Annotated in this window: 12 protein-coding genes; 10 read left to right on the top strand and 2 right to left on the bottom strand. The window is 64.1% G+C overall.

Features of this window, described 5'->3' with window-relative positions:
* Positions 1-62: 62 nt before the first annotated feature.
* The 8 genes from dapB (at position 63) to LDZ26_RS10680 (ending at position 8,427) form a co-directional block, all read left to right on the top strand.
* Entirely contained in the window at positions 63-860 is a 798-nt protein-coding gene (gene dapB, locus LDZ26_RS10715) for a 4-hydroxy-tetrahydrodipicolinate reductase (RefSeq protein ID WP_244847222.1), read from the top strand.
* Between the two features lie 14 nt (positions 861-874).
* Positions 875-1,540 carry a MotA/TolQ/ExbB proton channel family protein gene (locus LDZ26_RS10710; RefSeq protein WP_244847221.1) on the top strand — a complete coding sequence of 222 codons (666 nt, stop codon included), beginning with the start codon at positions 875-877 and terminating at the stop codon, positions 1,538-1,540.
* 9 nt (positions 1,541-1,549) lie between these two features.
* Entirely contained in the window at positions 1,550-1,972 is a 423-nt protein-coding gene (locus tag LDZ26_RS10705) for a biopolymer transporter ExbD (protein WP_244847220.1), read from the top strand.
* A gap of 330 nt (positions 1,973-2,302) precedes the next feature.
* A complete protein-coding gene (leuS, locus tag LDZ26_RS10700; RefSeq protein WP_244847219.1) occupies positions 2,303-4,897 on the top strand; it encodes a leucine--tRNA ligase in 2,595 nt (864 codons plus the stop codon).
* A 59-nt stretch (positions 4,898-4,956) separates the two neighbouring features.
* On the top strand, positions 4,957-5,508 hold the full coding sequence (gene lptE / locus LDZ26_RS10695; protein WP_244849157.1) for an LPS assembly lipoprotein LptE: 552 nt from the start codon (positions 4,957-4,959) through the stop codon (positions 5,506-5,508).
* Positions 5,509-5,529: 21 nt separating this feature from the next.
* A complete protein-coding gene (holA, locus tag LDZ26_RS10690; RefSeq protein WP_244847218.1) occupies positions 5,530-6,612 on the top strand; it encodes a DNA polymerase III subunit delta in 1,083 nt (360 codons plus the stop codon).
* Between the two features lie 107 nt (positions 6,613-6,719).
* A complete protein-coding gene (locus LDZ26_RS10685) occupies positions 6,720-7,991 on the top strand; it encodes a glutamate-5-semialdehyde dehydrogenase (RefSeq protein ID WP_244847217.1) in 1,272 nt (423 codons plus the stop codon).
* Between the two features lie 19 nt (positions 7,992-8,010).
* Positions 8,011-8,427, top strand: a complete 417-nt coding sequence (locus tag LDZ26_RS10680) for a CopD family protein (RefSeq protein WP_244847216.1) — start codon at positions 8,011-8,013, stop codon at positions 8,425-8,427.
* Here the strand turns inward: LDZ26_RS10680 and LDZ26_RS10675 are convergent.
* Both LDZ26_RS10675 and LDZ26_RS10670 read right to left on the bottom strand, forming a co-directional pair.
* Positions 8,414-10,261: a hypothetical protein gene (locus LDZ26_RS10675; RefSeq protein ID WP_244847215.1), complete on the bottom strand. Its 1,848-nt coding sequence runs from the start codon at positions 10,259-10,261 to the stop codon at positions 8,414-8,416. The genes LDZ26_RS10680 and LDZ26_RS10675 overlap by 14 nt on opposite strands.
* A 50-nt stretch (positions 10,262-10,311) precedes the next feature.
* On the bottom strand, positions 10,312-11,151 hold the full coding sequence (locus LDZ26_RS10670; RefSeq protein ID WP_244847214.1) for a MurR/RpiR family transcriptional regulator: 840 nt from the start codon (positions 11,149-11,151) through the stop codon (positions 10,312-10,314).
* 299 nt (positions 11,152-11,450) lie between these two features.
* Between LDZ26_RS10670 and edd the strand changes: the two genes are divergently transcribed.
* On the top strand, positions 11,451-13,358 hold the full coding sequence (gene edd / locus LDZ26_RS10665) for a phosphogluconate dehydratase (protein ID WP_244847213.1): 1,908 nt from the start codon (positions 11,451-11,453) through the stop codon (positions 13,356-13,358).
* 80 nt (positions 13,359-13,438) lie between these two features.
* Positions 13,439-14,071: a bifunctional 4-hydroxy-2-oxoglutarate aldolase/2-dehydro-3-deoxy-phosphogluconate aldolase gene (eda, locus tag LDZ26_RS10660; protein WP_175945030.1), complete on the top strand. Its 633-nt coding sequence runs from the start codon at positions 13,439-13,441 to the stop codon at positions 14,069-14,071.
* Positions 14,072-14,665 lie beyond the last annotated feature (594 nt).

Raw genomic sequence — 14,665 nt, 5'->3', positions numbered from 1 at the left:
GCTCGCCGCGTGACGCCGCATCAATCAGCCGCGCTCGCCGCGCGGTCCAACACGAGACAGCCATGAAGATCGCCATCGCCGGGGCGTCGGGCCGCATGGGCCGGATGCTGATCGAAACCGTTCTCAACGACCCCGACGCGCAACTCGTCGGCGCGCTCGACCGTTCCGGCGTGCCGCAGCTCGGGCAGGACGCGGGCGCCTTCCTCGGCAAGACCACCGGCGTCGCGCTCACCGACGACATCGAGCGCGTGTTCGCCGACGCCGACTATCTGATCGACTTCACGCGCCCTGAAGGCACGCTCACGCATCTCGAAGCGGCGCTGCGTCACGACGTGAAGATGGTGATCGGCACGACGGGCTTCTCCGACGAGCAAAAGGCGCAGTTGAAGCAGGCCGGCGACAAGATCGGCGTGGTCTTCGCGCCGAACATGAGCGTCGGCGTGAACGTGACGCTCAAGCTGCTCGAATTCGCCGCGAAGCAGTTCGCGCAGGGTTACGACATCGAGATTATCGAGGCGCATCACCGGCATAAGGTGGATGCGCCGTCCGGCACCGCGCTGGCGATGGGCGAAGTGGTGGCCCGCGCGCTCGGCCGCGATCTGAACGACTGCGCCGTCTACGCGCGCGAAGGCGTGACCGGCGAGCGCGATCCGTCGACCATCGGCTTCTCGGCGATTCGCGGCGGCGATATCGTCGGCGATCACACAGTGCTGTTCGCGGGCATCGGCGAGCGCATCGAGATCACGCACAAGTCCGCGAGCCGTCTGTCGTACGCACAAGGCGCGCTGCGCGCGGTGCGCTTCCTCGCCGCGCACGACAAGGGCTTCTTCGACATGCAAGACGTGCTCGGCCTGCGCTGAGGCGTTCGCGGACGATGGCGGCAACGGGCGTTATCCACTATCTGCAAAGCGGCGATGCCGTCACGCATGCTGTCGCGGGCGTGCTGCTCGCCATGTCGCTCGCGAGCTGGTGCTTCCTGCTCGTGAAGGCGTGGGTGCTGGCGCGCGCCAAATGGCAGGGGCCGCTCGCGCTGCAACGCTTCTGGCAGGCATCGACTTTGAAAGACGGCATCGGCGCCTTGCGCAGCGCGGACCGCGAGCGCGTGTATCTGCCGCTCGCCGAAGCGGCGTGGCGCGCCTCCGAAGCCGAGGTGCCCGGCGCGCTGCTCGCCCGCGTCGAGCGCAACGAGCGCGTGTTGCGCGCGCTGCGCCAGGCGTTGCTGCGCTCGCAACGGCGGCTCGAATTCGGACAGGTGCTCCTCGCGTCCGTGGGCAGCACGGCGCCCTTCGTCGGCTTGCTGGGCACGGTCTGGGGCATTTATCACGCGCTCGGCAGCATTGCGGCGAGCGGGCAGGCGATGATCGAAAACGTCGCGGCGCCGGTGGGCGAGGCGCTCATCATGACCGCGTTCGGTCTGGTCGTCGCGATTCCGGCGGTGCTCGCGTACAACGTGCTCGGCCGCTACGTGCGGCAGATCTCCGAGGAACTCGACGGCTTCGCGCACGATCTGCACGCGTTCGTGTGCGGCGAGAAGGAATAGAAGCGCGCGATGGCCTTCGGCGGACTCGACAACAAGCCCAACGGCTCGCCCATGGCCGACATCAACATGACGCCGCTCATCGACGTCATGCTCGTGTTGCTGGTGATCTTCATCATCACCGCGCCGCTTTTCACGCATGCCATCCGGCTGGATTTGCCGAAGGTTTCGTCGCAGCCGGCGCGCGAGACGCCGCAGACCATCACGCTTTCCATCGACGACGCAGGCAAGCTCTATTGGAACGACGCGCCGATCAGCGCCGCTGACATGCGCGCGCGCTTCGCCGTGGCGGGGAAGGCGGCCGAGAAGCCGGAGCTGCATCTGAGGGCGTCGAGCGGCACGCGCTATGAAATCGTCGCGCAGGTGATGGGCGCGGCGCAGCAGGCCGGAATCGAGCGGATCGGTTTCGTGACGCAGCCCGTGCCGGCGCACTGAGACATTCGCATTCGGCCTATTCCGTTCGGCTGAATTGCCGGACGGCCGCGCGCCGCGCAAACTCGCAGCGAATGTTCCAGTGAATGCCCCGAAAAACGTGCGGCCAGCGGCTTTGCGAATCCAGGACACGGGGAGAGCGGACGGTATAATCGCCCTTTGCCCGTCCAACGCGTCCCGCGTCAATCAGAGCAGGCCCGATTCCGCCGTTGCATGGCGCGAGTCGCGCCGGCCGGTCGACCACGCAGCGTCTGGATTCGCCACCGCAAGCCAGCGGCCAAGCCCAACGAAGCTCGCGCCCGTTCACAGCATCAAGCGTAAAGCCATCACACCATGCACGATAAATACGTACCCGCCGACGTCGAATCCGCCGCGCAGAGCAACTGGCGCGCGAATGACGTCTACCGGACGACCGAGACGTCGGCCAAGCCCAAGTTCTATTGCGTCTCGATGCTGCCGTATCCGTCGGGCAAGCTGCACATGGGGCACGTGCGCAACTACACCATCAACGACGTGATGTACCGTTATCTGCGCATGAACGGCCACAACACGCTGATGCCGATGGGCTGGGACGCGTTCGGCATGCCCGCCGAAAATGCCGCGATGGCCAATGGCGTGCCGCCCGCGAAGTGGACGTACGACAACATCGCGTACATGAAGAAGCAGATGCAGTCGATGGGCCTCGCCATCGACTGGTCGCGCGAAGTCGCCACGTGCTCGCCCGAGTACTACAAGTGGAACCAGTGGCTGTTCCTCAAGATGCTGGAAAAAGGCATCGCGTACAAGAAGACGGGCACGGTGAACTGGGACCCGGTCGACCAGACGGTGCTCGCAAACGAACAGGTCATCGACGGGCGCGGCTGGCGCTCGGGCGCGCTCGTGGAGAAGCGCGAGATTCCGATGTACTACCTGCGCATTACCGATTACGCGGATCAACTGCTCGACGATCTCGAAGGCCTCGGCTGGCCCGAGCGCGTGAAGATCATGCAGCAGAACTGGATCGGCAAGAGCTTCGGCGTGAACTTCGGCTTCCCGTATGAAATCGACGGCGAAGCGAAGCTCCTGCGCGTGTTCACTACGCGCGCCGACACCATCATGGGCGTGACGTTCGCGGCGATCGCGGCGGAGCATCCGCTCGCCACGCGGCTTGCGCGCGACAACCCCGGTTTGCAGGCGTTCATCGAGGAATGCAAGCGCGGCGGCGTCGCGGAAGCCGACGTCGCCACGATGGAAAAGAAGGGCATGGCGACCGGCTTTTTCATCACGCATCCGCTGACGGGCGAGAAGGTCGAAGTGTGGATCGGCAACTACGTGCTGATGTCCTACGGCGAAGGCGCCGTGATGGGCGTGCCGGCGCACGATGAGCGCGACTTCGCGTTCGCGAAGAAATACGATCTGCCGATCAAGCCGGTGATCGCCGTCGAAGGCAAGACCTACTCCACCGCGGCGTGGGAAGAGTGGTACGGCGACAAGACGGCCGGCCGCCTCGTCAACAGCGGCAAATACGACGGCATGACCACCGAGGAAGCGATCGATGCGATCGCCGCCGACCTGAAAGCCAAGGAACTCGGCGACAAGCAGGTCACCTGGCGTCTGCGCGACTGGGGCATCTCGCGCCAGCGTTACTGGGGCACGCCGATCCCGATCATCCACTGCCCGAGCTGCGGCGACGTGCCGGTGCCGGAGAAGGATCTGCCGGTCGTGCTGCCGGAAGACCTCGTGCCGGACGGCACGGGCAATCCGCTCGCGAAGTCCGAAGCGTTCCTGAACTGCTCGTGCCCGAAGTGCGGCGCGGCGGCAAAGCGCGAGACGGACACCATGGACACGTTCGTCGATTCGTCGTGGTACTTCTCGCGCTACAGCGCGCCGGACGCGACGACGATGGTCGACGAGCGCACCGATTACTGGATGCCGATGGATCAGTACATCGGCGGTATCGAGCACGCCATTCTTCACCTCTTGTATTCGCGCTTCTGGACCAAGGTCATGCGCGACATGGGCCTCGTGAAGTTCGGCGAGCCGGCCAAGAACCTGCTCACGCAGGGCATGGTGCTCAACGAGACGTTCTACCGGGAAGACGCGAGCGGCAAGAAGACCTGGTACAACCCGCTCGAAGTCACCGTGTCGCACGACGACAAGGGCCGTCCGACAGGCGCGACGCTGATTGCCGACGGGCAGCCGGTCGTGCTCGGCGGCGTCGAAAAGATGTCGAAGTCGAAGAACAACGGCGTGGATCCGCAGACGCTCATCGACCAGTACGGCGCCGATACGGCGCGTCTCTTCGTGATGTTCGCGGCGCCGCCGGAGCAATCGCTCGAATGGTCGGGCGCGGGCGTCGAAGGCGCGAGCCGCTTCTTGCGCCGCGTGTGGCACTTCGCGCACGACAACGCCGAGGCGCTGCGCCAGCACCGCAAGCTGGATGCATCGAAGCTGAGCGATGCCGACCGCGCGCTGCGCCGCGACATATACACCGTGCTGAAGCAGGCCGATTTCGACTATGGCCGCCTGCAATACAACACCGTCGTGTCTGCCGCGATGAAGATGCTCAACGCGCTCGACAGCGCGAAGAATGCAGGCGAAGGCGTGCTGAACGAGACCTTCGGCGTTTTGCTGCGCGTGCTGTATCCGGTCGTGCCGCACATCACCTTCCAGTTGTGGTCGGAACTCGGTTACGCCGACGAGTTCGGCCCGCTGCTCGACGCGCCGTGGCCGAAGGTCGACGAAGCCGCGCTCGAACAAGCGGAAATCGAACTGGTGCTGCAGGTCAACGGCAAGGTGCGCGGCGCGCTGACCGTGGCGAAGGATGCAACGCGGGAAGCCATCGAACAGGCGGCGCTCGCGCACGAAATGTTCGAAAAGTTCTCGGAAGGCCGCGCGCCGAAGAAGATCGTCGTGGTGCCGGGGCGTCTCGTCAACGTGGTGGTCTGATGGCCAAAACCTGGGGATTCGATGTGAGCGTCAAAGCCGTCGAAAATCGCGCGGCGCGCGTGAGCCGGCGTACGTTCCTCGCGCTCTTGGGCGGCGCGGTCGCGCTGTCCGCGTGCGGCTTCCAGTTGCGCGGCGAGCAGGACTACGCCTTCAAGCGCCTGGCAATCAGCGGCGGCGCGCCGCAGATGGTCGGGCGGCTCGAACGCATGGTGCAGGGCGGAAGCGATACGGTTATCGTAAAGCCCTCGGAGAAGCCAGACGCGACGCTCTATCTCACGGAAGGCCAAGGCCTCAGCACACTCAGCCTCAATTCGCAGGGCGTGATCCAGGAGTACGAGCTCGTCTACAACCTGAGCTACACGCTCGTCGGCGCGGACGGAACCGTGCTGATCCCGCCTAGCGCCATCGCGCTGAATCGCGCGATGACCTATAGCAACCAGTACACGCTCGCAAAGTCGCAGGAGGCCACGCTGCTCTACAACGACATGCGCAACGATGCCGTGGATCAACTGACACGCCGGCTCGCGGTCGTGCGTTCGCTGCATCCGACGCCGGCCGAGCAGACGCCGGGCATCGCGCCGCGGGCCCCGTTGCCCACGCCGCCGCTGTAACGCGCCGCGCGACCGTTCACCATGCAACTGAAGCTCGACGCGCTCGAAGCGCATCTCGCCAAAGGCCTGAAGGCGCTGTACGTCGTCTATGGCGACGAGCATCTGCTCGTGCAGGAAGCGTGCGACCGCATCCGGGCCGCCGCGCGCGCGGGCGGCTTCACGGATCGCACGGTGTTCACGGTCGAGCGCGGGTTCGACTGGAGCGCGCTCATCGGCGCGACGCAGTCGATGTCGCTCTTCGGCGACCGGCAGCTGATCGAGTTGCGCATTCCGACGGGCAAGCCCGGCAAGGAAGGCGGCGAGGCGCTGAAGACGCTCGCCGCCGCCGACAATCCCGACGTCGTGACCTTGGTCACGCTGCCGCGCCTCGATTCGGCAGCGCAGAAATCCGCGTGGTTCACTGCGTTGATCGGCGCCGGTGTCGCGCTGAAGGTCGATCCGGTCGATCGCGCGCAGTTGCCGATGTGGGTGGGCCAGCGGCTCGCGCAGCAAGGCCAGCGCGTCGCCCCGGGCGAAGAGGGCCGGCGCGCGCTAGTCTTCATTGCGGAGCGTGTCGAAGGCAATCTGCTTGCCGCGCATCAGGAAATACAGAAGCTCGGGCTGCTTTATCCGCAAGGCGTGCTCACGTTCGAGCAGATCCACGACGCGGTGCTGAACGTCGCGCGCTACGACGTTTTCAAGCTGAACGAGGCGATGCTGACGGGCGACGTGGGCCGGCTTTCGCGCATGCTCGACGGTCTGAAAGGCGAAGGCGAAGCGGCCGTGCTCGTGCTGTGGGCGCTCGTCGACGAGGTGCGCACGCTTCTGCGCATCAAGCGCGGTGTGACGTCGGGCAAGCCGCTCGCCACGCTGCTACGCGAAAACCGCGTATGGGGACCGCGCGAGCGGTTGATCGGCCCGGCGCTTTCCCGCGTGACGGAAGACGCGCTCGAACGCGCGCTCTCGCTGGCGGCGCGGCTCGACCGGCAGGTCAAAGGGCTTTCGGGTAGTTCCGGCACGAGTGCGCGCGGCAGCGAGCCGCCGCCCGATCCGTGGGCCGGCATGTTCGAACTGGCGATGGCCGTGGCGCAAGGCGCGTCGCCAGCGCCGCGACCGCGTCGCTAAATACGCGGTACGGCTTAGAATGATTCTTTGCGCGTCGGGCCATGCAACCGACGCGACTCCATCTCACTGATGCCGCGCTTTCGCAGCCGGCATACGGAATGATCCAGATGAACATCAACCAGTACATGACCGATCTCGGCCGCCGCGCGCGCGCGGCGTCACGCGCGATGGCGCGGGCGTCGACGGCGGCGAAGAACGCGGCGCTCGTCGCGGTGGCGGATGCGATCGAGCGGGAGCGCGACACGCTCAAGGCCGCGAACGCGCGCGATCTGGATCGAGCTCGCGAAAAGGGCTACGACGCGGCGTTCATCGACCGTCTCACGCTCTCCGACAAGGCGCTCGGCACAATGGTCGAAGGCTTGCGGCAAGTGGCGTCGCTGGCCGATCCGATCGGGGAAATCAGCGGACTCAAGTTCCGTCCGACGGGCATTCAGGTCGGGCAGATGCGTGTGCCGCTCGGCGTGATCGGCATCATCTACGAATCGCGGCCGAACGTGACCATCGACGCCGCCGCGCTGTGCCTGAAATCTGGCAACGCGACGATTCTTCGCGGCGGTTCCGAAGCGCTCGATTGCAACACTGCGCTTGCCAGGCTGATCGGCGAGGGCTTGCGGGCGGCGGGTTTGCCGCAGGACGCGGTGCAGGTCGTCGAGACGGCGGATCGCGCGGCGGTCGGCAAGCTCATCACCATGACGGAGTTCGTCGACGTGATCGTGCCGCGCGGCGGCAAAAGCCTCATCGCCCGGCTGATGGAAGAGTCGCGCGTGCCGATGATCAAGCATCTCGACGGCATCTGCCACGTGTACGTGGACGACCGCGCCGATCTCGCGAAAGCGGCGGCGATCTGCGACAACGCGAAGACGCATCGCTACGGCACCTGCAACACGATGGAAACGCTGCTCGTCGCGCGCGCTGGCGCCGACGCCGCGTTGCCCATGCTCGCGCGTGCCTTTCAGGCGAAAGACGTCGAACTGCGCGTCGATGCGGCGGCGCGCAAGGTGCTCGAAGCGGCGCAGATCGGCGGGCTCGTCGATGCCACCGACGAAGACTGGAGCACCGAATATCTCGCGCCGATTCTGGCGGTGAAAATCGTCGATGGTCTGGACGAGGCCATCGGCCATATCAACACGTACGGCTCGCATCATACGGACGCGATCGTCACCGAAGACCACGACCGCGCCATGCGCTTCCTGCGCGAAGTGGATTCGGCGAGCGTCATGGTCAACGCGTCAACGCGCTTCGCGGATGGCTTCGAGTTCGGGCTGGGCGCGGAAATCGGCATCTCGAACGACAAGCTGCATGCGCGCGGCCCGGTGGGGCTGGAAGGGCTGACATCGCTGAAATACGTCGTGCTCGGTCACGGCGAAGTGCGTCAATAAGACGACCCGAAGAAAAACGATGCTCTGGATCAAATCGCTGCATATCGTGCTGGTCGCCTCGTGGTTCGCGGGGCTGTTCTACTTGCCGCGCATTTACGTCAATCTCGCGATGGAGAAGGACCCGGCAGCGACCGCGCGCCTGCTGCTGATGGCGCGCAAGCTCTTTCGCTTCATGACGTTCATCGCGGTGCCGGCGCTTGCATGCGGGCTGTGGCTGTGGCTGGACGTCGGCATCGGGCGCGGACAGGGTTGGTTGCACGCGAAGCTCGGCATCGTCGTATTGCTGATCGCCTATCACGCGTATTGCGGCGTTCTGCTGCGCACGTTCCAGCGCGGCGAAAATACGCGCTCGGACAAGTGGTACCGCATGTACAACGAGTTGCCGGTGCTCGGCTTGCTCGGCGCGACGCTGCTGGTGGTCGTCAAACCGTTTTGAGCGCTGAGGTGCCGCGGACGAGTCCCAGCACCAAGTCTCCAAACGCTTCCGGCCGTCCCTCGAAAAACCGCTGTACGGCGTTGCTTTCGAGCATCGAGGTGCTTATCGCCTCTCTTTCTTCCCGGTTCGTCGCGAGGCGGACTGCCGCCTCCACATAATCTTCTACCGTCTCGGTGACCAGCCAGGACGGCATCGACGCACGCGCTAACAAGGCGCCGTCGATATGCTCGAACACTTCGGGCCCGGTTTTGCAGACGCCCGGCAAGCCGGCCGTAAAGGCGTCCACGATGCCGTTCGTATTTCCGAAAGGGAATGGACTGAGAAACATGTCCATGCTGGCGAGCTTCTTCACGTATGTCGCGTATGGCGTGAACCCGTGAATCGTGTACGAGCCGGCGGGAAGAATCTGCCTCAGTTCGCATTGCAGCGACAGCAACGTGAATACATTGCTGCCGCTCATAATGAAGTGAAGATGAATGGGCGTCCGCGCCCGCTGCACGATTCGCTTGCACGCGGCCAGAAAAGCCGGGTTCAACTTCATGCAACTTGCCGCGATGGCGATGTCCGTGCGTCCGTTATCGTTCGGTGAGCGAGACGGAAGTTCTGTCAACAACGCCGACGGACGATACGGCTGCCCGTCTTTGGGAAGGCGCAGAAGTTTTTCCGTGAAGCAGGCGGGATCGCCGACGTAATCGTCTTCCACGCTGATGTAATCGATGCGGTCGGATCGCGTGGTCGCGGGGTGGCCAAGCCCGGCGATCTGTAAAGGCGCAAGGCGCATATTCGAGAGAAAGACGGTCAGGACCGACATCCCCACGCTCGGCATATACAAGACGGCGGGACGTTCGGTTTCGGCGAAATCCCTGATTTGCCGGAGCCATTGCGGAACGTGCGCGCCGTCCGGAAGGTCGACCGTCCGATCGAAGATTGCGCGCTGACTGTCGTCGATCGAGCGCGGTGGGCAAAACGCGACCAGTTCGAAGCGGCTTTTGACCGCGGCGAGCGCGGCCGAATGGGTGCGGACGATCGAATGTCCCGTATTGAAGCTTTCCGCTACGACTAACATGAGCGGACGTGCGTCTTTCGGAAAGGCGCGAGTCGTGCCGGTGACATCGACGTCGGCAAGTCCAAGATTGGCCAGCCCTTTGCGCACGAGCGCATTGATGCCTGACTTGACCGCGTGCCGGTTTCCCTCGGCGTAGCTGCAATGCATGTAGAGCGACCACAGACTGGTCAGGTCCTGCGGCGGCGTCTGATCGAGTAGTTCGATGACACCGGCCAGCCATTGCAGCAAGCGATTGCGTTTGCCCTGAGCAAGCGTGCTTGCGGCGAAACGCTCTGCCGCGATCGCTATTGCAAGGCTCAAGGCCGAAGCGCGGTCGGCGTTCCAAAGCTGCGTGATGTCGAGATCGGCCGACGATTCCGGGCTGTAGAGAAGGCTCAGCCGTCTCGCGGCATCCGAGCGGAGCGGCGCAGGACTGGAGGAATCGTCGAGCGCGGCGAGCAACGGGGCCACGAAATGGTCAGCGTTGCGAGGCGGCGTGGCCGCCATGACGCTCCAGATCAGCGGACGCAGCCGCTCCAGCCGTCCGAGTCGACCGTCCGTCAGCGTGAAGTCCGGGCTGGCAATCATGCTGACGGCGGCGTCGGACAGCCGGCGCGCGAACGACTCGTTGCAGCGATGGGCGTCTGCGCCCGACACGAACTGACCCAACCCGATGTACGGAAATCGGTCGAGCAGCTTGTTCAGCTCGAAAAGCATGTCGATCGCGTCGTCGTACTGCGCGCCTTGCACGCATCGGTCGAAACGTTCCAGAGAGAAAGCGTCGCTCATAGGTACAGCCTGACTTCGATTTCATTTGAACCGCACAGCGTCTTAGGAGCTTAGGAGCCGACTCTGCGTCCTTCCAGCACGTCCTTCGCCTCGGCGAGTTTTTCCGCCAATTGCGGTCCGCGCGCCAGTGCCAATCCCACCGCCAGAATGTCGCCGATTGCGAGATGCGAGACGCGCGATGTCATCGGCGAAAAAATATCCGTGTCCTCATCGACATTTGCGAACAGGCCGACGCTCGCCAGCCGCGCGAGCGGCGAATTGCCGTGCGTGATCGCGATCACTTTCGCCCCGCCATTGAGCGCGGATTTGCACGCATCCAGAATGTCCTTCGTGCGGCCGGTGTTCGAGATGGCGACAACCACATCGCCGGGACCGAGCAGCGCCGCCGACGTCGTGTAGGTATGCGGATCGGCGTAGGCGACTGACGGCACGCCGAGGCGGAAAAACTTGTGCTGCATGTCGAGCGCGGCGATGCCCGACCCGCCCGCGCCATAGAACTCGATGCGCCGCGCCTCCGACAGAATCGCGATGGCCGCCGCCACGCTGTCCGACGACAAGCTGTTGCGCACCGCGATCAGCGCGCCGATGGTGCGGTCCAGCACTTTCGCCGCGACGCCGGCGGCGGGCTCGTCGCTGCGGACGTCGCGGTAAACGGTGGGCACATCCCCTGCGACGCTTTGCGCGAGCCGGATCTTGAACTCCCGGAATCCGGAGAAGCCGAGCGCCTGACAAAAACGCGCGATGGTCGGCTGGCTCACGCCTGCTCGCGCGGCGAAATCGGTCATCGAAAGGTCGAGGACTTCGCGCGGCGCTTCCAGCACGTAATCGGCGAGCTTGCGCTCGGACGGGCGCAACTGCTCGCGCATTGCTTCGACTTGGGACAGCAACATCGGAAAACTCGCCTATGCTGGAATTTGCCTGCGACTATAGCCGATGAATCGGTTTGTACAAATACTACATGCTTCGACACTCTGTTCTAAGGGAATTCCCTGAGATGCCGGTCGTTAAAGGCGGTGACTTAGGCGTTCGCTGAATAAGAGAGCGTAGCCGATGCATTGTCACCATGTAGTTTTTCTACTAATATGACGCCAAACGGCCAGCCACATAACAACGACGCAGCCGCCGTTCTTCGCGATTGTCCAATCCACAACTCGACGGCACGCGCGCCGCAGTGAGACAAGGAGCTTCGATGGTTTCCCCGCATTCCCAACTCAAGAAGGTCACCGACCGCGTGATCGAGCGCAGCAAGTCCACACGCGCGGCGTATCTCGCGCGCATCGACGCGGCGCACGGCAAGTTCCCGGCGCGCGGCGCGCTGTCCTGCGCAAACCTCGCGCACGGTTTCGCCGGACTCGAAGGTCAGGAGAAGTTCGCAATCAAGGCGGTGCGCGAGCCGAACATCGGCATCGTGTCTTCGTATAACGAGATGCTTTCCGCGCACGCGCCGTACAAGAGCTTCCCGGACATCATCAAGCAGGCGGCGCGCGAACACGGCGGCATCGCGCAATTCGCGGGCGGCGTGCCGGCCATGTGCGACGGCATCACGCAGGGCAACGCGGGCATGGAGCTGTCGCTGTTTTCGCGGGAAGTCATCGCGATGAGCACGGCCGTCGCGCTCACGCACAACATGTTCGACGCGGCGCTGTGCCTCGGCGTCTGCGACAAGATCGTGCCGGGCTTGGCCATCGGCGCGCTGCAATTCGGTCATCTGCCGACCATCTTCGTTCCCGCCGGCCCGATGACGAGCGGCCTCACCAACGACGAGAAGGCGAAGGTTCGCCAGGAGTTCGCAACCGGCAAGTGCAATCGCGACGCGTTGCTCGAAGCGGAGGCCGCCGCGTATCACGGTCACGGCACCTGCACGTTCTACGGTACGGCCAACAGCAATCAGATGCTGATGGAAGTGATGGGCCTGCATCTGCCGAGCGCGGCGTTCGTGCATCCGCACACGCCTCTGCGCGATGCGCTCACCGCCGAAGCCGCGCGCCGCGTGCTCGATCTCACGCTCGAACGCGGGAACTACACGCCGATCGGCCATGTGGTCGATGAGAAGGCCATCGTCAACGGCATCGTCGCGCTGCTCGCAACAGGCGGTTCGACCAATCACACGCTGCACCTCGTGGCGATCGCGCGGGCGGCGGGCATTGTGATCGACTGGAACGACTTCGACGAGTTGTCGCAGGTCGTTCCGCTGCTCGCGAAGATTTATCCGAACGGCAAGGCCGACGTGAACCACTTCCACGCGGCGGGCGGCGTGGCGTTTCTCGTGCGCAATCTGCTCGAAGGCGGCTTGCTGCACGAGGACGTGCAGACGGTCGCGGGCCGCGGCTTGTCGCACTACACGAAGGAGCCGAAGCTCATCGACGGCAAGCTGCAATGGGTCGACGGCGCCGCCGAAAGTCACGACACGAAGGTGCTGCGCGGCATTCGCGAGCCGTTCCAGCCGGACGGCGGCTTGCGGCTGATGCAGGGCAAGCTCGGGCGCGGCGTCATCAAGATTTCGGCGGTGGCGCCGGAGCATCGCGTGGTGAAGGCGCCGGCCATCGTCTTCAATTCGCAGGAAGAAGTGCAGGAAGCGTTCGACAAGGGCGAGCTGAAGCGCGATTTCGTCGCGGTCGTGCGCTTTCAGGGGGCGCGCGCGAACGGCATGCCGGAACTGCATCGGTTGACGCCGCTTCTCGGCGTGTTGCAGGATCAGGGCTTCCATGTCGCGCTGGTCACTGACGGGCGCATGTCGGGCGCATCGGGGAAGGTCCCCGCCGTGATCCACGTGTCGCCGGAGGCGCTGTTGCACGGGCCGCTCGGCAAGGTGCGCACCGGCGATATGCTCGTGATCGACGCGCCGGCTGGCGTGCTCGACATCGAGATCGATGCACGCGAATGGGCGTCGCGCGAAGTCGAAGCGCCGGCGAATCAGGCGGAGAACGAAGTCGGCTTCGGGCGCGAGTTGTTCGGCGTGTTCCGCAGCGCGGCGTTGCCGGCCGAGGAGGGCGCGTCGGTGTTCGGTCCGCTGATCGGCGCGAGGACCGCGTCGACGGATGGCGGCGCGACGGTGACCGCTGGCCACGCCGATCGTCAAATGGTGCATGGACGCTAGCGAATCAAGCCACAGGTCGAACCTGAAGAAACCCGCGGTCCGACGACAGCGTCGCCGCACACAAGAAGGAGTCGCATCACATGAAGACGGTAAGCGAAATCGTGCGTCTGGGCCCGGTCATTCCGGTGCTCGCATTCGATTCGGTCGAGCAGGGCGAACATGTATCGCGGGCGCTGCATGCGGGCGGCGTGAAGGTGCTCGAAATCACCTTGCGCACGGCGGCGGGCATCGGGGCGATTGAACGCGCGAGTCAACTCGCGGAGGACATCGTCGTCGGCGTTGGCACGATTACGAAGCCGGAGCATTGCGAGCAGGCGAAGAAGGCTGGCGCACAGTTCGGCGTGTCGCCGGGCCTGACGAAAGACATGCATAAGGCCGCGCAGGACGCTGGATTGCCGCTGCTGCCGGGCGTGATGACGCCGAGCGACATCATTACCGCGATGGAACTGGGCTATGAAATCGTGAAGTTCTTCCCCGCGCAGCAGGCGGGCGGCGTTCCGATGCTGCAGGCGTTTTATGGGCCGTTCCCGAATCTGAAGTTTTGCCCGACCGGCGGTATTACTGCGGAGACGGCGTCGCTGTTTCTCGCGCAGCCGAATGTCGTCTGTGTCGGGGGATCTTGGCTGACGCCGAAGGCGGCGCTCGCTGCGCAGAATTGGGAGGAAGTGACGCGGCTAGCGCGTGCTGCGAGTGAGCTTGCACCGCAGAAGTAAGAAGGGTAGTGCGGGGCGGTCTCTCTGAACCTACGCGGTGAGATCGCCTCGTGTGGGACCCGCTACGTTGCGCTGGCGTTGTTCTTATGGCTAGATCGACGTCGCAACTCAATAGAACAAAGGCCTTGCGGGAAAGCTCGTGCGCTGCCCGGAATTCGTTGTCCGGTTCGGTTAACCCGAGCCGGACAACTTTATTACACCTTTAACGCGTGCCAGACCGGCTAGTGCGCTTACGGCGTTCAGGGCAGTATAGTTTGCGACGAGATGTTGATATTGACGGTTGTCGACGAAGTGGAACTGGAACTGCTCTTCGTGGAGCCGCCTGCCACCTGCGCTTGCGTCAACGCGCTGCGATCGATTTTAATCATAACGAGATTCCTGCTAATTAATAAAGGGAACAGCTTGCCTGTGACGGAACTTTAACTCGCATTCGGCGCTGAACTCCGATATGGAAGCTTCAGTTCCGGCGGTTATGCAAGATCGTTCCTGATGAAAATGAACATGACGAGAATTAACTGACTTTCGGTCAGTTGATTCGCTCATCCGGATTAACTACGGACGTCATGCTCGTCGCCATATTAGCAGTGGATGGTT

The organism is Caballeronia sp. SL2Y3, from assembly GCF_022879575.1.
In the GTDB taxonomy this organism is placed as follows: domain Bacteria; phylum Pseudomonadota; class Gammaproteobacteria; order Burkholderiales; family Burkholderiaceae; genus Caballeronia.
The sequence above is the reverse complement of the archived record's forward strand: the minus strand, read 5'-3'. Positions and strand labels throughout refer to the sequence as shown.